At 59.8% G+C, this 20,499-nt stretch carries 22 protein-coding genes; 12 read left to right on the forward strand and 10 right to left on the reverse strand.

Annotated features, from left to right (window positions below):
- Positions 1-36 precede the first annotated feature (36 nt).
- From AC2FJV_RS01535 to AC2FJV_RS01545, 3 genes are read right to left on the reverse strand one after another with little or no spacing between them, the layout of a single operon-like run.
- Entirely contained in the window at positions 37-486 is a 450-nt protein-coding gene (locus tag AC2FJV_RS01535; RefSeq protein ID WP_142635374.1) for a DUF6173 family protein, read from the reverse strand.
- Positions 487-491: 5 nt separating this feature from the next.
- Entirely contained in the window at positions 492-1,538 is a 1,047-nt protein-coding gene (locus tag AC2FJV_RS01540; RefSeq protein ID WP_496712206.1) for an MBL fold metallo-hydrolase, read from the reverse strand.
- Complete coding sequence (locus AC2FJV_RS01545; protein WP_281972579.1) at positions 1,538-3,244, reverse strand: acyl-CoA dehydrogenase; 1,707 nt, start codon at positions 3,242-3,244, stop codon at positions 1,538-1,540. Before AC2FJV_RS01545 ends, AC2FJV_RS01540 begins: the two co-directional genes overlap by 1 nt.
- Positions 3,245-3,382: 138 nt before the next feature.
- Here AC2FJV_RS01545 and AC2FJV_RS01550 point away from each other — a divergent pair, with 138 nt between their 5' ends.
- On the forward strand, positions 3,383-4,333 hold the full coding sequence (locus AC2FJV_RS01550; RefSeq protein ID WP_142635369.1) for an L-threonylcarbamoyladenylate synthase: 951 nt from the start codon (positions 3,383-3,385) through the stop codon (positions 4,331-4,333).
- On the opposite strand, the gene AC2FJV_RS01555 is transcribed toward AC2FJV_RS01550, so the two are convergent.
- Entirely contained in the window at positions 4,334-4,888 is a 555-nt protein-coding gene (locus AC2FJV_RS01555; protein ID WP_496712209.1) for a YqgE/AlgH family protein, read from the reverse strand.
- 145 nt (positions 4,889-5,033) lie between these two features.
- Between AC2FJV_RS01555 and AC2FJV_RS01560 the strand changes: the two genes are divergently transcribed.
- Positions 5,034-5,846, forward strand: coding sequence for a protein-disulfide reductase DsbD domain-containing protein (locus AC2FJV_RS01560; RefSeq protein ID WP_496693555.1), 813 nt, complete (start codon positions 5,034-5,036; stop codon positions 5,844-5,846).
- Between the two features lie 7 nt (positions 5,847-5,853).
- Positions 5,854-6,270: an NUDIX hydrolase gene (locus AC2FJV_RS01565; protein ID WP_496712213.1), complete on the forward strand. Its 417-nt coding sequence runs from the start codon at positions 5,854-5,856 to the stop codon at positions 6,268-6,270.
- On the opposite strand, the gene AC2FJV_RS01570 is transcribed toward AC2FJV_RS01565, so the two are convergent.
- The 6 genes from AC2FJV_RS01570 to AC2FJV_RS01595 form a co-directional block, all read right to left on the reverse strand.
- Positions 6,267-9,665, reverse strand: coding sequence for an efflux RND transporter permease subunit (locus AC2FJV_RS01570; protein ID WP_496689048.1), 3,399 nt, complete (start codon positions 9,663-9,665; stop codon positions 6,267-6,269). The genes AC2FJV_RS01565 and AC2FJV_RS01570 overlap by 4 nt on opposite strands.
- A 5-nt stretch (positions 9,666-9,670) precedes the next feature.
- Entirely contained in the window at positions 9,671-11,125 is a 1,455-nt protein-coding gene (locus AC2FJV_RS01575; protein ID WP_496712248.1) for an efflux RND transporter periplasmic adaptor subunit, read from the reverse strand.
- A 104-nt stretch (positions 11,126-11,229) separates the two neighbouring features.
- Complete coding sequence (gene moaB, locus AC2FJV_RS01580) at positions 11,230-11,772, reverse strand: molybdenum cofactor biosynthesis protein B (RefSeq protein WP_496712273.1); 543 nt, start codon at positions 11,770-11,772, stop codon at positions 11,230-11,232.
- Between the two features lie 6 nt (positions 11,773-11,778).
- Entirely contained in the window at positions 11,779-12,399 is a 621-nt protein-coding gene (locus AC2FJV_RS01585) for a LysE family translocator (protein ID WP_281995253.1), read from the reverse strand.
- Entirely contained in the window at positions 12,399-12,995 is a 597-nt protein-coding gene (locus tag AC2FJV_RS01590; RefSeq protein WP_496712277.1) for a metallophosphoesterase family protein, read from the reverse strand. Before AC2FJV_RS01590 ends, AC2FJV_RS01585 begins: the two co-directional genes overlap by 1 nt.
- Positions 12,995-13,759, reverse strand: coding sequence for a uracil-DNA glycosylase (locus AC2FJV_RS01595; RefSeq protein ID WP_271948670.1), 765 nt, complete (start codon positions 13,757-13,759; stop codon positions 12,995-12,997). The genes AC2FJV_RS01590 and AC2FJV_RS01595 overlap by 1 nt, the downstream gene beginning before the upstream one ends.
- A 40-nt stretch (positions 13,760-13,799) precedes the next feature.
- Between AC2FJV_RS01595 and AC2FJV_RS01600 the strand changes: the two genes are divergently transcribed.
- From AC2FJV_RS01600 to AC2FJV_RS01640, 9 genes are all read left to right on the forward strand, one after another.
- Positions 13,800-14,459 carry a scavenger receptor class F, member 2 gene (locus AC2FJV_RS01600; protein ID WP_271948520.1) on the forward strand — a complete coding sequence of 220 codons (660 nt, stop codon included), beginning with the start codon at positions 13,800-13,802 and terminating at the stop codon, positions 14,457-14,459.
- A 74-nt stretch (positions 14,460-14,533) separates the two neighbouring features.
- A complete protein-coding gene (locus AC2FJV_RS01605) occupies positions 14,534-15,469 on the forward strand; it encodes an aspartate carbamoyltransferase catalytic subunit (protein WP_142635354.1) in 936 nt (311 codons plus the stop codon).
- Entirely contained in the window at positions 15,466-15,984 is a 519-nt protein-coding gene (locus AC2FJV_RS01610) for a hypothetical protein (RefSeq protein ID WP_496712280.1), read from the forward strand. Before AC2FJV_RS01605 ends, AC2FJV_RS01610 begins: the two co-directional genes overlap by 4 nt.
- Positions 15,969-16,355, forward strand: a complete 387-nt coding sequence (locus tag AC2FJV_RS01615; protein ID WP_281995257.1) for a hypothetical protein — start codon at positions 15,969-15,971, stop codon at positions 16,353-16,355. The genes AC2FJV_RS01610 and AC2FJV_RS01615 overlap by 16 nt, the downstream gene beginning before the upstream one ends.
- The gene (pyrC, locus tag AC2FJV_RS01620) at positions 16,352-17,632 is read left to right on the forward strand and encodes a dihydroorotase (protein WP_496712287.1); all 1,281 of its coding nucleotides are present in this window, start codon (positions 16,352-16,354) and stop codon (positions 17,630-17,632) included. The genes AC2FJV_RS01615 and pyrC overlap by 4 nt, the downstream gene beginning before the upstream one ends.
- Positions 17,632-18,240, forward strand: coding sequence for a glycerol-3-phosphate 1-O-acyltransferase PlsY (plsY, locus tag AC2FJV_RS01625; RefSeq protein ID WP_142635346.1), 609 nt, complete (start codon positions 17,632-17,634; stop codon positions 18,238-18,240). Before pyrC ends, plsY begins: the two co-directional genes overlap by 1 nt.
- 81 nt (positions 18,241-18,321) lie before the next feature.
- Positions 18,322-18,864, forward strand: a complete 543-nt coding sequence (locus AC2FJV_RS01630; RefSeq protein WP_496693546.1) for a GbsR/MarR family transcriptional regulator — start codon at positions 18,322-18,324, stop codon at positions 18,862-18,864.
- 65 nt (positions 18,865-18,929) lie between these two features.
- Entirely contained in the window at positions 18,930-19,766 is an 837-nt protein-coding gene (locus AC2FJV_RS01635) for a fatty acid desaturase (protein ID WP_496676671.1), read from the forward strand.
- A gap of 216 nt (positions 19,767-19,982) precedes the next feature.
- A complete protein-coding gene (locus AC2FJV_RS01640) occupies positions 19,983-20,459 on the forward strand; it encodes a YHS domain-containing (seleno)protein (RefSeq protein ID WP_271948672.1) in 477 nt (158 codons plus the stop codon).
- The last annotated feature ends 40 nt before the right edge of the window (positions 20,460-20,499 follow it).

The raw sequence follows: 20,499 nt of genomic DNA on the forward strand, positions 1-20,499 counted from the left end.
TCAAGGCTGCGCAGACGTGAATTGCAAGTCAGGCTATCAGTTTTCTTCGAGATCAGCCGCCAGCCGGAATCCGATGCGATTGGCGGGCTTATCCTCGACCGATTTGGGCAGCGCTCGCAGCATTACATTCAACTGGCTGACATGCTGCACGAGTTGGGTTCGCGCCCCGGACCCATCTGCGCCGTAAAAAGTGATGATATCAGGGTCGAAATAGCCCATTCCTTCGATCCGCATTACCCCGGCATCACCGCCAGTAAATCCCATGGCGACCTCATGATCCGCATCCAGCGTATTCTCGAAATTCTGGATATACAGGATCAACCGTTCATAGGCCCATTGCGCCGAGCTTTTGGTGGCTACGGGCTTTTGCAACTGGCCGGGCAGGTCCTTGGCGCCGGATTTCGCATCCGGGTTGGCATGCACCTCGTAACATCGGGGCAATGCTGCTGATTCCGCTGCCTCGGCTGAGGTTTCGATCTTGTCCATGCCTTCTACCCTTTGCGCTGAAACTCCCACGCCCCGTCCGCGCGCCGCGTTCGGGTAACAGCACCAATGTGGTAGAGATGGTTCAGATGTGCAACTGCTTCGACCAGAGCAAGCCCATACTCTCCTTCACCGATCTGGCGTTTGAACAAGGGCACAAAGCACTCAGCAGCGGTTTTGGGCTGGTCCAGATAATTCTGCAGACGGTCCAGCGCGCTGTGGTGGTTGTCGATCAACTGCCTCATCCTGACCGGCAGGCCGGTAAAGGGCAGTTTGTGCCCGCCCAGCGCCATATGATCCGGGCGCGCCAGGTCCTGCAGGCGCTCGCAGGCTTCCATCCACTCCGCCACTGGATCCGCCATGGGCTCGGTAACATAGACGCCCAGATTGGGGCTGATCGAGCTGAGAACCTGGTCGCCCGTGATCACCAGATTATCGTCACGGCTCCAAAAAGTTGCATGTTCGGGAGCGTGGCCATTGCCCATATGAACATCCCAGTCGCGCCCGCCCATACGAATGACGCTGCCCTGCTTGATCCGGGTAAAGCCCAGCGGCATCGGATAGACCGTGTCGCAGAAATTGAAGGGCCGTTCTGTCATCCTTTTGGCAAGGAAATCGGCATCCATCCCGGCGCTTCGGTAGTAATCCAGCGTTTCCTGCGGCCAGTTTTCCTGCACATCCAGCGTCAGCATCCGTGCAAACAGCCATGCAGTACGCGACGTGACCAGCTCGGCCCCGTGTTCAGATTGAAACCAACCAGCATTGCCAACGTGATCGGGATGGTGATGGGTCACCACCACGCGCGTCACGGGTTTGCCCCCCAGCGGTCCCGCCATCAGGTCCGCCCAAATACGGCGCGTCTTGTTCGAGGACATGCCAGTGTCGATCACCGTCCATCCGTCGCCATCATCCAGCGCATAGATATTGACGTGATCCAGCGCCATAGGCAGCGGCAACCGCATCCAAAGCACGCCTTCGGCAATTTCAACGGCCTCGCCCAGGGCCGGAGCCTCGGGCCAAGGATTGCGGATCGTCAAATGTGTATCACCGTCCATCAGGCAGCTACCATTTCCTCGGCGCTGAGAGCAAAGACGTCATCCGCACCGTTCTGCGCCTGAACTAAAAGCCCCGAAAACTCAGGCAACAGCGCATTGATATAAAAGCGTGCCAGCTTGAAACGGGTGCCGTTTGGCTCGGCCAGGGCCGCCTTGAGGTGATAGTGACCGCCCAGAACGCGGGCGAATGCCTTCAGATAGGGCACGGCGCCGGCAAATCGCGTGTTCATGTCGGACTGCGATATCAGCCACTCGGTCGTTTCACGCAGGCTTTCCGTGGCCTCCCAGACAGGACCCGCCAGTTCCGGCATCGACCCACGCGCGCGTTCGGCGTGATCCTCGATTTCGTCCAGCAAACGGGACGCCGCTTCGCCGCCATCCATCATCTTGCGTGCGACAAGGTCCATGGCCTGAATGCCGTTGGTGCCCTCGTAAATCGCGGTCACACGGACGTCGCGATAGAACTGTGCCGCGCCGGTCTCCTCGATAAAGCCCATACCGCCATGGACCTGCACGCCTTCTTCCGAAACCCGCATACCGGTTTCGGTACCGAAGGCCTTGTTTATCGGCGTCAACAAGGCCGCGCGCGAAACCCAGTCCGCGTCGCCTGTTGCATTGGCCATATCAATCGCGGCTGCGTTTGCAAGCATGATCGCGCGCGCAGCAAAAGTATCCGCACGCATACTCATCAGCATCCGGCGTACATCGGCGTGATCGAGGATTGTGCCCGAAGGTGTCTTGCCTTGCTTCCGCTCAAGCGCATATTCCAGGGCCTGCTGATAGGCGCCTTCGGCGGCACCGATACCCTGTCCGCCGACGCCCAGTCGCGCGTTGTTCATCATGGTGAACATCGCAGCCATTCCGCCATGTTCCTTACCCACAAGCCAACCTTTGGCGCCATCATACTGCATCACGCAAGTTGGCGAACCATGCAGGCCCATCTTGTGCTCGAGCGAAACCACTTTCAGGTCATTTGCCACACCTGGATTGCCATTCTCGTCCGGCAGGTGCTTGGGGACCAGAAACAGCGATATTCCCTTGGTTCCGGGAACTGCATCGGGCAGGCGTGCCAACACCAGATGGCACACGTTTTCAGCAAAATCGTTGTCACCCCAGGAAATGAAGATCTTCTGACCAGACACCGAATAAGTGCCATCTCCATTCGGTTCTGCCTTCGACGTCAGCGCACCCACATCCGATCCCGCCTGCGGCTCGGTCAGGTTCATCGTGCCCGACCATTCACCAGCGATCATTTTGGGCAGGTACAGGTTCTTCAGCTCATCACTTGCGTGGTGCTCCAGTGCTTCGATCTGGCCCTGCGTCATCAGCGGCGCCAGTTGCAGTGACAGGCAGGCCGCAGACATCATCTCGTTGACGGCAGTGGTCAAGGTCATCGGCAGCCCCATACCGCCATATTCGGGATCAGCGCTCATGCCGATCCAGCCCCCCTCAGCTATAGCGTTCCAACCGTCGCTAAATCCTGGCGAGGTACGCAACACGCCGTTTTCCAGACGCGCGGGCTCTAGGTCTCCGTTCCGCTGAAGCGGCGCCATGACCTCTTCGCAGAGTTTTCCAGCCTCGGTCAGGATGGCGCTGACGACGTCTTCGCTTGCTTCCGCGAACTTGTCGGTCGCTGCAATACGATCAAAATCAACCGCATGGCGGAACAGAAATTCGTAATCTGCAACTGGTGCGCGATAGGGCATAATATTACCTCGGGGCTGTCTTGAACGGTCCGCGACGCCGGGGTTGGAAATCCGCTGACTCGCCGTTATTCATCTGGGTTTGAACGATTACGTACCCATCCTTATGCTACAAGCAATCAAAACGCGGCGTCACTCACAATGATCTCTAACGGTACACTCGAACTGTCAGCCGACCCGGCGGGAATTGCTCAGGCTGCGGATCTTCTGAGGCAGGGACAGCTGGTCGCTTTCCCGACTGAAACGGTCTATGGGCTGGGTGGGGATGCCCGCAACGGAGAGGCTGTCGCCAGCATCTATGCCGCCAAGGGCCGACCCAGTTTCAACCCTCTGATTGCGCATGTCGCATCGGTAGAGTCCGCGCGCAGGTTTGTTGAATGGTCAGATCAGGCCGAGGCGTTGGCACAGGCGTTCTGGCCCGGCCCGCTGACTCTGGTTCTGCCGCTGCGGGAAGGGCACGGTGTATCGTCGCTTGTCACTGCCGGGCTGGATACATTGGCGGTTCGGGTGCCTGCGCATCCTTCTGCCCGGGCTATTCTCGAGATGTTCGACGGGCCGGTCGCTGCGCCCTCGGCCAACCCTTCGGGACAGATCAGCCCGACAACAGCCGCGCATGTCCGCGCCGGTCTGGACGGGCGCATCGCTGCCATTCTGGATGACGGTCCCTGCGGTGTCGGGCTGGAATCCACCATTGTCGGCCTCGCTGGAGAATCCGCTTTGCTACGCCCCGGAGGGGTGGCTTTGGACCAGATCGAGGCAGCTCTCGGTACGGCATTGCATCTACACCAATCGGGCGACACGCTAACAGCACCCGGACAGATGCTGTCGCATTACGCCCCGGACGTGGCGGTCCGGTTGAACGCGCAGACTACACATGGTGACGAGATTCTCTTGGGATTTGGACCGGTCGAATGCGACCTGAACCTGTCCGCTGATGGTAACCTGACCGAGGCAGCGGCCAATCTTTTTGCCGCTTTGCACAAGCTCAACAGCACCGGACGCCCGATTGCCGTGTCCCCTATTCCGGACCACGGATTGGGCGCCGCTATCAACGACCGGTTGCGCCGGGCTGCAGCACCGCGTGACAGTTGATCAGGCGCGCCCTGCACTGGCCGACAGAGTCAGAGGATCGACGCCCAGCGTTGCCAGCGCCGCCTCCCATTTCTGATCATCGGGGACATCGAACACCAGCTTCGAATCCGCCTCGGTTGTGAGCCATCCGTTCATCGCGATCTCATCCTCAAGCTGCCCGGGTCCCCAGCCTGAATACCCTAGCGTCAGCATAGAATTCAGCGGTCCTTGCCCCGAGGCCAGGTCTTCAAGCACGTCCAACGTTGCAGTCATGCTGAAATCGTCCGAAATCTGCAGGGAATGGAGGTTCGCGTCATAATCGGCGCTGTGCAGGACGAATCCGCGCGACATCTCGACCGGGCCGCCGAAATGCACCAGACGCTCACCCACGATCGGGATACGGCAAGCGATGTTCAACTGACCCAGCAGCGTCTTTATGCGTAAATCCGAAGGTTTGTTGATGATCAGACCCATCGCGCCATCGTCGCCATGGCTGCAAATATAGACAACCGAATGCTCGAAACGCGGATCGCCCATCCCAGGCATCGCAATCAACAGTTTACCGGTCAGATCCATAAGACGACATCTCTTGCTGAGCTCCCATCAACAATGCCCCCGCAGTCCCGGTATTGGCAAGGGACGAGCGGCGATTTCGCTAGATTTCATTCGAGTGACCCGAACGTGACTTGGAATTCGCCTCGAGACCACGCATTTATAGGGTATGAACATTCACAAGACATTTCTGGCAGCCGCCTTTGCCGTGACCGTTGGCGCGATTGGACCGGCATCTGCACAAGTGGTCGGCTCGGTGGCCGAATTGGATATCCTGGACGGCGGGCGCACAGCAAATGGAGCCTATCTTGGGGCGCTGCGGGTGACCCTGCAGGACGGCTGGAAGACCTATTGGCGGGCGCCGGGCGATGCGGGTATTCCGCCACAGTTCGACTGGAAAAGATCAACCAATGTCGGCAGCGTGTCGATCACATGGCCCGCGCCGGATGTCTTTGACCAGAATGGCCTGCAGTCGATTGGATACGAAAATCAAATGGTCCTGCCGGTCGAGATTTCGCCGAAGAACCCGGCCAAACCCGTGCGGCTGAAAGGCACGGTGGATCTGGGGGTCTGCAAAGACGTCTGCATCCCGGAACGTTTGGGCTTCGATCATACCCTGAACGCCGAAGCAGAGCGCAACCCGACGATCGCGGCGGCACTGGCCAAGCGTCCCTATTCCGCCAAAGAAGCCCGGGTCGCCAACGCGCGGTGCCACCTGACCCCGACGTCTGACGGAATGCAGATCGAGGCGCGCGTCACCATGCCATCCGCAGGTGGCCGCGAGATCGCCGTGATCGAACCCGGCAACCCCGAGCTGTGGGCCTCGCAAACCGACGCCAAACGGCAGGGCGGTACTCTGGTCGCCACATCCGAGGTGATCAACGCCTCGGGCGGTCCGTTTGCGCTGGATCGCTCAAAGATCCGGATCACTGTTCTGGGTGCCAATCACGCGGTGGACATTCTGGGGTGCAGCGCTGGCTGACCCCATGATGCAAACTCCGAAAATCGGTGCGCTTGCGGTCGTCATTCATGACGGGCACGTCCTTCTGGTTCAGCGCAGCAAGCAACCGGATAAGGGGCTATGGGGCTTTCCCGGCGGCCATGTGGAATGGGGCGAAACCGTCCTGCAGGCAGCACAGCGGGAACTGCGCGAAGAAACCTCGGTGATTGCCGAGCCGTTGCGGTATCTGGACAATCTGGACCTGTTGCGCCGCGACGCTCATGGCGCGGTTCTGTCTCATTACCTGTTGGTTGGCGTGGCCTGCCAGTATCAGACCGGGCTACCGGTTGCGGGGGATGACGCAATGGATGCACGCTGGTTCCCACTGGGCTTGATCCGACAAGGCGCACTGCCCATGAGCGACCGAGTCTCAAACCTGTTGGAAACCGCCCTGCGTCAGGGCTAGGCAGTGCGTCCTTTGAGACGGGCGTACAACAGGCCCGACAAAACAATGCTCACCACCAGAATCACCGTGGCGCCGGCAGTAAAAGCTCCAAACCCCATCCGCAGGATTGAGGGGCCCTCTGGCCCGGCATAAAGCCCCGAAACAAGGCCCGGTGGAGACCCGGTCACCGCAGGCCAGATCATCGTCAACGCAAACCAGAGCATCAAGGCAAACCCGGTGACAACAAGCGCCCCCTGCACCACACGATCCGGCGCCCGAATTGCGCGACGCATGGCCGTCATTGGCCGCGACAGATCGTTCAGGATCCCCAGCAGGGCAGGAACGAGCAGCAATACCAGCACCATCCCAAACGCCAACCCATAGACCAGCGTGATCACGGTCGGTTTGAGGAACTGTGCCTGCTGCGATCCTTCGTACAACAGTGGGGTCAGGCCCAGAACCGTGGTCAGCGTCGTCAGCATTACTGGCCGCAATCTGTCCGATGTCCCCTCGACGATGGAGGGCATCAGCCCACGAGTCTGCTGATACTCGTCAATCGTCGTCACCAGAACAATCGAGTCGTTGATGATGATTCCGGTCATCCCAAGCAGGCCAACAACCGTGAACATGCTGAGCGGGACCTCCCAGATATAATGGCCCCAAATGGTTCCGACCAAACCAAACGGAATGATCGCCATCACCACCAATGGTCGGGTCCAACTGGCAAAGACCCAGGCCAGCACCAGATAGATGCCCGTCAGGCACAGGATCAGACCGGTACGGGCTTCGGACAGAAACTCTTCTTCCTGCTCGCTCAGACCTGCCATGGTCCACTCGACCTGACGTGTGGCTGCGATATTGGGCAGAATTTCCTCGCTCATCGCACGGGCGATCTCGGCCGCGCGTGTTGGATCATCCTCGGAGATATCGCCATAGACCGAAATCACCCGCAGTCCGTTTTCACGCCGCACGGTCGAGAATCCGGATTTACGCTGAACCGAAACGATATCGGCCAACGGGACATAGACTCCATCGGGCGTGCGCATCAGTGTGCGTTCCAGGAAATCGGCGGTCAGTTCTCCTTCAGGCAATTCAACCCGGATCTCGGCACTGCGCGGGCCATCCGGGAAGGTCGCGGCCTCGATCCCGTTCAGACGGTCCCGCAGCACCCGGCCCAATGTTTCGATCCGAAAGCCCAGCGCCTGTCCCTGCGCGGTCAGATCCAAAATGTATTCTTCCTTGTCATAGGCCAGATTGTCTTCCAGCGCTGAAACCTCAGGGTATTTCGAAAGCGCGACCTGCAAGTCCTCGGAAGCCGTTTTAAGCGTGTTCACATCGGCGCCGTAGAGCTGCACGTCAATCGCATCTCCTCCCGGACCAGACCGCCAGCCCCTGAAGCTGAGCAGCTCAAGTTTGGGATGGCTTGGCGCCATTTCCTGCAACTCTCCGACAAACTCGAAGCTCGAATAGGGGCGCAGGTCGGCATCTATCAACTCGATCGAAATCCCGCCCAGCAAATCCGTGTCCTTGCCATCCGCTGCCGAAAGTGCACGGCCCGCGGATCCCCCGATCTCGGCCAGCACGTAATCAATGGGGTTGCGCCCGTGCCGCTCTTCATAGCGTTGGCCAAGCGCCTCTACCGAGGCCTGCAGTTGGTGCATCATGGCCAACGTATCCGCGCGGCCTGCGCCCTCGGCCATGATAAAATTGCCTGTAACCGATCCACGCTCGGGCGCATTGAAGAACCGCCAGTTCACGTCCCCGCGTATGAACAGGGAAATCTGGCTGGCCAGAATGACGATCATCGCCGACACCACCACATAGCGTGCCCAGATTACCCAGGCGATCAGCGGTCGGAACAGCGTATCGCGCACCCAGCGAAACCCCTTGTTCACCACACGGTTCGGCAGGTCATACCAATGTTCCTTGGCAGAGTGCGCAATCGCGTGGGCCATATGGTTGGGCAGGATCAGAAAGCATTCGATCAGCGAGGCGATCAATACCGCTATCACCGTGAAGGGGATGTCGCGGATCAACTCTCCGAAACGGCCACCAATCGCAGTCAGGCCGAAAAAGGCGATAACCGTGGTCAGCGTCGCAGCAAAGACCGGCATCGCCATGCGACGTGCGGCGCGTTCGGCGGCCACCATTGGCGGCTCACCCAGCCGTCGCGCGCGAAAATCGGCATGTTCACCCACAACGATGGCGTCATCCACGACGATACCCAGAGTGATAATCAGGCCGAACAACGACACCATGTTGATCGACAGGCCGCCAATATACATGAACGCAATCGCCGCCGACATTGCCACCGGGATACCCGCGGCAACCCAAAAGGCAATCCGCGCATTCAGAAACAGAAACAGCAGGCAGACCACAAGACCCAGCCCAACCAGCCCGTTATCGACCAGAATATCCAGCCGGTCGGTGATCGCTTGCGCCCGTGTCCGGATCAGCTCGGCCTTTACGCCCTCGGGCAGGCTGGCTTGCATCTGCGAGACGACATCTTCGACCGTGTGTTGAATTTCAATCGCGTCCCCCAGATTTGACCGATCCACACGAACGGACATTGCCGGATTCTTGCCAACAAAATAGCTACGATTTCTGGTGACACCTTCAATCTGGATCTGCGCCACGTCACCGATCAACAGCTTTGAGCCATCGGTGAAATTGCGCAGCGTAATCCCTTCGATCTCTTCCGGGCTGCGCTTTTCGGTGCCGGTGCGAATGCGCGCATTGGCCCCTGTCACATCGCCCGCCGGATTGGCGTTGACCTCGGCTGCGATGGCCAATGCGATCTCGGACAGGGTGATGTCATTGGCGATCAACTGCGCGGTGGGCACCTCGACCACGATGCGCGGCGCGGCAAGGCCCCGGATCGTGGTGCGGGTCACGCCAACAGCGAACAAACGGTTGATCAGCTCATCGGTGAACTTGGCCAGCTGTTCAGGATCGACAGGGCCGGTGACGACAACATCCGTGACGCGATCGCGCCAGGCACCGCGTCGGATGGTCGGCTCATCAGCGTCGTCTGGCAAGTTGGTGACACTGTCGACCGCTGTTCTGACCTCTTCGACCGCGCGAGACATATCCCAGTTCGGCTCGAACTCCATCCGGATCTGGGCTGTGCCCTCGCGCGAAGTCGAAGAGGTGCTGGACACGCCTTCAACGGCCAGAAGGGCCGGCTCCAACAACTGAACGATGCCATTATCAACATCTTCAGGGCCAGCTCCATCCCAGCTAACGCTGACATCCACCCGTTCAAGGATCACATCGGGAAAGAACTGCGCCCGCATATTCGGGATGGCCGCCGCGCCCAGCACCAGCATAACTAGCAGCAGCAGGTTGGCGACCGTCCTGTGGCGCGTGAAATAGCTGAGTATCCCCCCAGCCGCGCCGGGAATTTCGCGCATCATCGCGCCTAACCTCCGGCTCGGTTTTCGATGCTGCGCACCAACGACGCGGGAACCTTGGCTTCGCCCAGTTGGCCCAGCACGCGGGCTTTGACATCTTGAGGCAATGCATCACTGGCTTCGACCTGCGCCACCAGCTGGGCACGCTGTTCCTCGGACAGCTCGACCATATCCGTCTGGCCCCCTGCGTTGGCCTCATCCCGCAGCGGCCTGACCCGGACACCGGCCCCAAGCAGAGGCGTTCGACCAACGACAACCTCGCGACTTTCCAACCCCCGCCCGCGCAGCAGCACCTCATCCCCCTGACGGCGGATCAACTGCACTGGTAGAACCTCAAGCCGGTCATCCTTGCCCAGAATCAGAACCGTCCCTGCTGAATCCAGAACCGAAGACGGCAAGCGCACCACGTTCTCAAGCGGCTGTTCCTGAACCGAGACTGTCACGAAATCACCGGGCTTGAATCCCGAAGTATCCTCGAGCAAGGCATAAAGCAGGCGACCGGTTTGCCCTTCTCCGGCCGAGCCGCTATCGCGGCTTATGCGGCCCTGCGCCGCAAGATCTGCTCCTGTAACCTCTAGCGATACAGTGACCGGGGAATTGATCAGATCCCCTTCAGCATCCAGCAGGCGCACGAATTGCGCGGTCGAGACGCGAAAGGCCACCTCAAGTGCTTTAGGATCAACCAATTCGGCCAGTTTTTCGTTGGCCGAGACCAGGCGACCCTCAACCAAAGTTACGTCGGTCAATGTGCCCCCGAACCGGGCATGGATGGTCATGTCTTCCAAATCACGTTCGGCGGCGGCCAGTGCAATACGGGCACGCGACAGCAACGTCGTCGCCTGATCGACGCGCGATTCCGCCTGTGCCAGCGCGATCCTCCGGGCCAAAACAGATTGCTGTGCCGATGCCTCGGCCAGTTCCGCCTCTTCCACGGATGCCGCCGCGCCCACTCCCCGGCTTTTCAAGTCTTTTTGACGCTGCAGGGCACGGCCCCGCAATTCGGCCTGCGCCTCGGCCGAGTTCAGCTCATCCTGCGCCAGCAGCAGGGACCGTTCGGCATCGCGTTCCTCAAACTGAGCATCCAGCAGGTCCGACTTGGCGCGGTCCAGCGCCGATTGTGCATCCGCCGGATCAAGCTCGACCAGAACCTCTCCTGCAGTGACAGCACCGCCATCTTCGAAATCTTCGGACAAGGCAATCACACGGCCACCAAGCGCTGCACGCAGTTCCAGGCGGCGGCGGCTTTGCACCTCGCCAAATGCTTCAAGATAAGGCGTTACGGTTTCCACTTCGGCATGCCGGACAGTAACCGCAAAAATGCGCTCCCGCGCCTGCGGAGCGGCATCCTCGCGCGTCAGAACATCCTGCACTGCACCCACGATCATCTGAACCGCCACAAACAAGAGTGCCAACGTCAAGGACGTCAGGAAAACTCCGGCAAGGCTCTGCCTCAGAAAGCGCATTTACTATCACCCCGTTCGCATCAGGCTGGCATTTCAGAAGGTAGCTTTGCCCCGAAAAATGCCAAGCCACAAAGCGGTAATACACATTTGAACGTGTAACCAGCTTACTTCCGTCGCAGATGTTCGTCCAATCTGGGCATAATTTCCACGAAATTGCAGGGCCGGTGACGATAATCGAACTGTTTTAGCAATATTCCATCCCAGGCATCCTTGCAGGCACCGGGGCTGCCGGGCAATGCAAACAGATAGGTGCCCCCGGCGACGCCACCTGTGGCGCGCGACTGGACGGCAGAGGTGCCGATCTTTTGCATCGACAGGATTGTAAAAACCGTACCGAATGCGTCGATTTCCTTCTCGTAGACATCCCGATGCGCCTCGACTGTAACGTCGCGCCCTGTCAGGCCGGTACCCCCGGTCGAGATGACGGCATCTATTTCAGGATCTGCGATCCACACGCGCAGCTGTTCTGTAATCTGGGCGCGCTCATCCGGAAGGATCTTGCGGTCCGCGACCAAATGGCCCGCCGCCTGAATCCGATCCACCAAAGTCTGTCCCGATCGGTCCTCGGGCAGCGTCCGCGTATCCGAGACAGTGAGGACGGCGATCCGAACTGGAATGAATTTTTTGCTTTCGTCGATGCGTGACATATGACGTCAGGCCCTTTCCATAATCGCAAGCCGAATGGCGAGCGCCGTAAAAATCCCTCCGGTCACCCAGCCCATGAAACGCGAGGCACGCGGGTTCGAGACCAAGACTCGGCCCGCGCCACCGGCAAACATGCCGACCATCCCGTTCACCACAAAGCCGCCCACCGCGATGATAAGGCCAAGGGTCAGGAACTGCGGCAAGATTGGCCCCAAGGTCGGGTCCACAAACTGCGGGATGAAGGCCAGCACGAACAGGATGACCTTTGGATTGGTGAGATTGACCAGCAGCCCATCACGAAACGCAAGTTTCCCGCTATGTGCCGGTGCCTCGGCCGGCACAGCACCGTTTTGGATCGAACGCCAGGCCAGATAAAGCAGATAGGCCACCCCCAACCAACGGATCACATCAAACAGCCAGGGCAGCGTCGATACCGCCGCGCCAAACCCAAGCCCAGCCAGCAGGACATGCACCATCGACCCTGCAGAAATACCGGCGCTGGCCGCAAGCGCGGGCCGTGCGCCTTTGCGCAGGCCCTGCCCAAAGCAGAACATCATATCAGCTCCGGGTGTGAGGTTCAGAGCGAGCGCAGCCGGTATAAACGCCAGAAGGGTCACAGTTTCGATCATCAATGCAGCTCAAACCAATTTGGTCTGGGCCCCAGATTGGCCACCTGGGTGCGCCCGATTGCCCCGCGATACCCCCAGCTGTCATGGATATGGCCATGCAGAGAAAGCTGCGGCTGCACCCGCTCGATCGCGTCGCGCACCGCGACCGAACCGACAGCGCCGCCCATCGACGTGACATCGCCATGCCCTTTGGGCGGAGAATGCGTAATCAGAATATCGGCAGCGTCGCACCGATCCAGCAACTCGGCGGCCTCGGCCTCGGTCAGATCGCAGGACCAACCGCCAAAAGGCGTCACGGGCACACCATATCCCAGACCAAACAGGCGTACCCCGTCCACAGTCATCCCGGTGCCGTGCAGCACGTGGGCACCTTCGGGCACAGCCGCTGTCAGCTCTTGGACGCTTTCGGCATTGCCGGGGGTTAGGACCAGAGGGGCCGAAATGCCTGCAAGCATCTCCATCGCCTGATCCAGCCCTTGCCGCATATTGCAGAAATCACCAGCACCGATCACCAGATCTGCCTCGGCGCTGGCGGCAACCAATTCGACCGCCCGGCTGCGCGCCATATGCAGGTCGGAAAAGGCCAGGATGCGCATCACTTGCCCTCCAGCCAGGCCTTCAACTCCAACAGATCTGCCCAGGCCTGCCGTTTCATTGGCTGTTGCCGCAGCAAGTAAGCAGGGTGAAACATCGGGATGACCGGCAGCCCCCAAGCCTGATCCCACTGGCCGCGCAACCGAGTTATACCGCGTTTGCCCAGCACCGCCTGACAGCTGATATTGCCCATCACGACCAGAACCTCGGGCTTGGCCAATGCGACGTGGCGCTCCAGAAACGGCTTCATCATGCCGATCTCTTCGGGCTTGGGATCCCGGTTCTGCGGGGGCCGCCAGGGCAGGACATTGGTGATATAGACGTTTTCGGCACGGTTCAGCTCAATCGCGGACAACATCCTGTCCAGCAACTGCCCGGCCCGGCCAACAAAGGGCTTGCCCTCGCGATCTTCATCCCGGCCCGGAGCTTCGCCTATAATCATCACCCGCGCACCCGGCGTCCCGTCGGCAAACACCAACTGGCGCGCGCCACGTTTCAACTCGCAATGATCAAACGCATCCATCGCAGCGCGCAACTGGTCCAGCGAACCAGCTGTCTTGGCGACTGAATCGGCAATCGCCAACGCATCGACCGGCTTGGGCTTTTCCGGCGCCGTTTGTACCGCTGTGGGCTTTTTGGATTTGGGCGCTGTGTCGGGCAACGTATAGCGGTTCACCGGGATATCCCCGATCGCATCCGTCGCGCCCAGTTCAATCTGCCAGTCCAGCAGAGCCCGCGCTGTGTGAAAGTCCAAAGCCGATTCCATAACACTCAATCTAACCTCCTTTTGACCGAGGGAAAGCGAATTGGCCTTGATTGCGCGCTCGGTCGCACCGACCATTGGGGCAATCATGCTGATCCTGTTTCGATTCCTCTCAATTTGGGCGCTTCTGGCCTTGGTCAGCGGGCCTATTTCGGCGCAGCTGTTTGATCGAAACGATCAGTGCCGCGCGGGGCAGTTCGCCTGTGGCAGTCGGTGCTGTTCCGGTGGGCAAAGATGCAGTTTCGACAATCATTGCATCCCGCTGGGCGGCACCTATTGCGGCGGCGGCCGCAGCTGCGGCCCGTTCGAGCGCTGCGTGGCAGGCGGTCTACGCTGCGCACCCAAAGGAGCCAACGCATGCACCACGCGTCTGGACTGCCCCGGCGACAGCTTTTGCAACGCGCGCGGGGAATGCCAGCGAAACACCCCCGAATTCGACCCGGATTCAGCCACCAGCGGCAGCCCCATCACCTGTGACGACGGCTTGACCTGTGCGGCCGGATCATCCTGCCTGCCAGGCGGAGGATGCGCACAGCCCGGTTGGTTCTTGTGCGAGAAAACCGGATCACAATGCCGCCCTGGATTCAAATGTTCGAACCACCAAGGATGTGTGCCGGTTAAGGCGATCGACTGCGGCTATGGCAAATGGTGCAAACCCGGCGAACAGTGCTTGCCCGAGGGTGGGTGTGAGAAACTGCCCTAACGCCTTGATCCCAAGGTTGCCTTGCGCGGCGCGGCTTTCTATAAGCGGGCCGATTGTCAGACAGGAGTCCGCCCATGCGTTTCGCCCATCGTCACCTTCTTGGCATCGAGCACCTGTCCCAATCCGATATTACTGCCATTCTTGATCTGGCCGAGACCTATGTCGAGATGAACCGGCAACCGAACAAGCACTCGGATGTGCTGGCGGGGCTGACGCAAATCAACATGTTCTTTGAGAACTCGACCCGTACTCAGGCCAGTTTCGAACTGGCAGGCAAGCGGCTGGGTGCGGATGTGATGAATATGGCAATGCAGGCCAGCTCGATCAAAAAAGGCGAGACGTTGATCGACACGGCGATGACGCTGAACGCGATGCATCCTGACCTTCTGGTGGTGCGGCACCCGCATTCCGGCGCGGTTGATCTGTTGGCGCAGAAGGTGAATTGCGCCGTACTGAACGCAGGCGACGGGCGGCATGAGCACCCAACACAGGCGCTGCTGGATGCGTTGACCATTCGCCGCGCCAAGGGTCGCCTGCACCGGTTGAACATCGCGATCTGCGGCGACGTCGCCCATTCCCGCGTGGCGCGGTCGAACTTGATCCTGCTCGGCAAGATGGAAAACCGCATTCGACTGATCGGCCCACCAACGCTGGTCCCCAGCCAATTTGCCGAGTTTGGAGCCGAGATCTATGACGATATGAACGAAGGCCTTCAAGACGTCGATGTCGTGATGATGCTGCGCCTTCAGAGAGAGCGGATGGATGGCGGGTTCATCCCCTCGGAACGTGAATACTATCATCGCTACGGGCTGGATGCCGCCAAACTGGCGCAGGCCAAACCCGATGCCATTGTAATGCATCCCGGCCCAATGAACCGCGGGGTCGAGATTGACGGAACGCTAGCCGATGATATCAACCGCTCGGTCATTCAGGAGCAGGTTGAGATGGGTGTCGCCGTCCGCATGGCTGCGATGGAACTGCTGGCCCGCAATCTGCGCGAGGCCGCATGAGCGATCTGGCCGTTGCATCCCATGAACACGGCGTTATCCGCCTGTTCGCACTCGACATGCGCCCGGAAGAGGCCAAGTTTCTGCGCGAACCCGGAGCCGTCGATCAGATTCTAGGGGTAGCGGGGCTGGATCCCGAACAGGTTGACGTCTTTCCGGTCTCGGACCTCGAAGACCTTGGCCTCTATGGCTATCTGACCGAGGGCTGCGACGTGTCCGCAGATCAGCTGGACCACACAGCTCTGGATGCGATTGACGGCTGGGTTCTGGTGGTCCGCAGCGCCGCATTTCGCGGTCGTGCAGCCGCTTTGCGCCCCGACCGCAGGCTGCGCCTGATCGGCCTCTACACCGAAGAAGCAACAAGCTGGGCAGGTGGCCGGATTGAGACGGAAAGCGCGAAACCGTATTCGGCGCCGCAATCCGCACCGCAAAATGACAGACCGCGTCGCATGGGCTCTGCGGTTCTGGCGCTGCTGATCCTTCTGGTTATCGGAGGTGCCCTATGGCTGATCCTGTGACTTTCCCACCCGACAAAGGGGCCTATATCCGCACCAACACGTGGATGGCAGCCGCGGCTATGGCAGGGGCCATGATCATCCTTTGGCTGATCGGTAATCCCTATGTGTGGACCGGCGCGCCTGCGGGCCTTGCTGCAATCGGCATTCGTGCGTGGTATCTGGCCTCAGACGAGCTGACAGCCGCATGGGAAATGACAGACACTACTCTGACCGGCCCTGGCCCGCGCAAAGTGGCGCTGAACCAGATCGAGGCTGTCAAAACCATGGGTAGCTTTGTTCAAATCGTCACAAAAGGCGGGGACAAGCACCTGATCAAGTATCAGGCAGATCCCGCCGCTACCAAAACCGCTATTGAAAGGGCCATGGCATGAGCAATCTGATCTTCACCAACGCCCGCCTGATCGACCCCGAAACTGGCGCGGACGCACCGGGATGGGTGCATGTGGCTGATGGCCGTATCATAGCCAAGGGCGAAGGTGCGGCCCCGTCGATTGACGCGCAGGTCATCGACTGCGGCGGGCATTGCCTGGCACCGGGCATCGTCGATCTCGGCGTCAAGGTTTGCGAGCCGGGCGAGCGGCACAAGGAAAGCTATAAATCCGCAGGCCTGGCGGCGGCGGCAGGGGGTGTGACCACGATCGTGACGCGCCCCGATACCTTACCCGCCGTGGACACGCCGGAAACGCTGGAATTTGCGACCCGGCGCGCACAGGCGGATGCCCCGGTCAACGTGCTGCCCATGGCGGCCCTGACCAAAGGGCGCGAAGGGCGCGAGATGACCGAGATCGGATTTCTGCTGGATGCCGGTGCCGTCGCCTTTACCGACTGTGATCATGTCATTGCAGATACCAAAGTGTTCACCCGCGCGCTGACCTATGCGAAATCCTGCGGTGCGCTGGTGATCGCCCACCCTCAGGAACCGGGGCTGAGCGCTGGCGCCGCCGCCACCAGCGGCAAATTCGCCGCCTTGCGCGGATTGCCCGCCGTTTCCCCAATGGCCGAGCGTATGGGGCTGGACCGCGACATTGCGTTGCTGGAAATGACCGGTGCGGCCTATCACGCCGATCAGATTACCACCGCCCGCGCCCTGCCCGCGCTGGAACGGGCCAAGCGGAACGGGCTGGACATCACTGCTGGCACCTCGATCCACCATCTGACGCTGAATGAGCTGGACGTGGCCGACTATCGCACCTTCTTCAAGGTCAAACCTCCGCTGCGGTCGGAAGATGACCGGCAGGCTGTCATCGAAGCGGTGCGGGCAGGTCTGATCGACACGATCAGTTCCATGCACACGCCACAGGACGAAGAAAGCAAACGCCTCCCGTTTGAAGAGGCGGCCTCGGGCGCGGTGGCGCTGGAGACGTTGCTGCCTGCGGCTTTGCGCCTGTACCATGCTGATCAACTGGACTTGCCGACTCTGTTCCGCGCGATGGCTCTGAACCCGGCTAAACGACTGGGTCTGGACAGCGGTCGCCTGTCTGAGGGCGCACCGGCCGATCTGGTTCTGTTCGACCCGGATGTACCCTTTGTGCTGGACCGGTTCACGCTTAGATCCAAATCGCAGAATACGCCATTTGACGGCCAGAGGATGCAAGGTAAGGTCACCGCAACCTTTGTGGCAGGCCAAGAAGTATACCGGAGACCCTGATGCCCCTGATCGACAGTACGATGACCCAGCTGATCCTCTGGGCCGCGATTGGATACCTGATGGGGTCGATCCCCTTTGGCATGATCATCGCCAAGGTGATGGGACTGGGAAATCTGCGCGATATCGGGTCGGGCAATATTGGGGCGACCAATGTACTTCGCACCGGCAACAAGGCCGCCGCCGCGCTAACTCTGATCTTTGACGCCGGTAAAGGGGCCGCTGCCGTCTTGCTCGCCCGTGCCATGGCCGGAGAAGACGCCGTACAGGTCGCCGCATTGGCCGCGTTTCTGGGCCACTGTTTTCCAGTTTGGTTGGGCTTCAAAGGTGGCAAGGGTGTCGCGACCTTTCTGGGCCTCTGGCTAGCGCTTGACTGGGGCGTGGGCATTGCCTGCTGCATAACCTGGCTGGTGGCCGCTGCCATCTGGCGGATTTCGTCGCTTGGGGCCCTTGCAGCAGCGTCCCTGTCTACAACCTGGGTCATGGTTTTGAGTGACGGGTCGACGTTTATTCTGGGAATCGTCCTGACATTGCTTGTGTACTGGCGCCATGCCGCCAATATTTCGCGCATCAAAGCTGGCACTGAACCCAGGATCGGGTCCAAGACCTGATATCCGCCTGAGTTAATTGGTTCTTGATCGAATCATTTCTATCTGTAATTTCTGTCATTACAGAAATTACTGGATACAACCATGCACCTTACTGAATCCATGCGCGATTTTATCCTCCATTGGGGGGAAATGGGTACCAAGTGGGGTGTGAACCGCTCGGTCGCGCAAATCCACGCGCTATTGCACATCTCGCCCGAACCGATGACTGCAGATGAGATCTGTGAAACGCTCGGACTGGCCCGCTCGAACGTCTCGACCGGGCTGAAGGAACTGCAAGGCTGGAAGCTGATCAAAGCCAGCCGAAACCTGGGTGACCGGCGCGATCACTTTCATTCGATCCGGGACATGTTTGACCTGACCAAAGCTGTGGTCGAAGGCCGCCGCGAACGTGAATATGCGCCCACTCTGGCCGCGCTGCGTATCGTTGCCCAAGAGGCTCAGATTGACGGCACCTCGCCCAAAGTGCGCCAGCGGATTGATGAGACGCTAGAGACCATGCAGATGTTCGACGACTGGTATGTCGATGTGAACCGTCTACCTCGCCGCGTTCAACTGGCAATCGTCAAACTTGGCGGACGCATCGCCCGGCTGCTGCCCAAGGGACAAGGGGACAAGTCGCCCTAAAAATTTTACCCTCAAATTTCTTTCAATACAGAAATCTCAGAATATGATGTAATAAGGAGCATGACATGATCCAGCCCAAACGCCCGCCCGAACGCGCCCCGAAAGGCATCCAATGGGCCGACCTGGTTCCCCTGAACCGCTGGGACAAGATCAAGGAACTGATGCTGCCGCTGCCTTGGCTGCTGCTTTCTCTGACGCTCTACAGTACTGCCCTCTGGCCACTTGGTGCTATGGCCAGCTTTCTGTTCTTTCTGTGCGCCCTGCGCCTGAACCACGAAGCGATCCATGGCAATCTCGGGCTGTCGCGGCGGCAGGATTCCTTGGTGATGCATGTGCTCAGCGCGCTTATGTTGGGTTCTAATCACGCTTTCTGCCAATGCCACCTGCTGCATCACAAACACGCCATGGGTCCGGGCGATTGCGAGGGGAATTGCGGGCACATGACCCTGGCGCAGGTCTTGGTATACGGACCCCGGTTTCCCTTCGACATCAACCGTGCGGCCTGGCGGGTCGCCAACACCAAGGCCCGTCGTCGCATCCTGATCGACTGGGGGCTGGTGCTTGCCGTGATCGCCGCTGCTGTGCTGAGCGGATCGCAAACCCTGCTGCTGCACGTGGCTGCGATGAGCACAGCCCAATGCCTTGCCGCCCTGTTTGCGGTCTGGATAACCCATCAGGGCACGCATGACAGTGGCGTTGCCGCGCGCAGTCAGCGCGGGGTGCTGGCGCGGCTGGCCTATCTGATGTTCTACCACCGCGAACACCATCTGTTCCCGAAGGTTCCTGTCAGCCGGTTGCCCGTTCTCGCGGATCGGCTGGAACGTTCGGTTGCAGGATATGCCGCAAGTCGCAAGCCGGTCATCGGCTGGCTGGAACCCCGCCGGTTCCGGGTAGAACCCTAATCCTTACTGATACGCGCACCCAAGGATCCTGAGCGGAAATGCACAGGATCCGTTTGCCAGCACACAATCACCTTTAGTTGTTTTGAACGTGATCAATACGCTGCCCACTTCGGGGTCGTGGCGGCCAATTACCGACCGCACGGAACAAAACAATCAGAGTTGCCCAGACTCAATTACGGAATCCCCCGGCAGCTCGATTCACGAAAGGTGAAAACAATGAACAAGATCAAATCCCTTATCGGCGGCGTCGCGCTGTCTGTTGCCATCGCTAGCTCAACCCTGGCTGCAGGCGTCGAACTGAACGCAAGTTCGACCGGTCTGGCGCTACAGGGCTATGACCCGGTCGCTTACTTCACCGCTGGCGAAGCCACCAAGGGCGATTACCGCATCACTGCGCTGCACAACGAAGCCTTGTACCGCTTTGCCTCGGAAGAAAACAAAGTCGCGTTTGAAGAAAACCCCGAAGCCTACCTGCCCGCCTATGGTGGCTATTGCGCATTCGGCACCGCGATGGGCTTCAAGTTTGACGGCGACCCGAACTACTGGAGAATCGTCGACAACAAGCTGTACCTGAATCTGTCCGCAGATATTCAGGAACGCTGGGAAGGCGACATCCCCGGCTTTAACGAGCGCGCCGACACCAACTGGAAAGATATCGCCGACAAGAGCCCTTCGGAATTGCAGGCGCAATAATCCGCCCAAGAAAAACACCGGATCGGCGGCAGTTCACCCT

The organism is Ruegeria sp. CDSA241 (assembly GCF_059611265.1).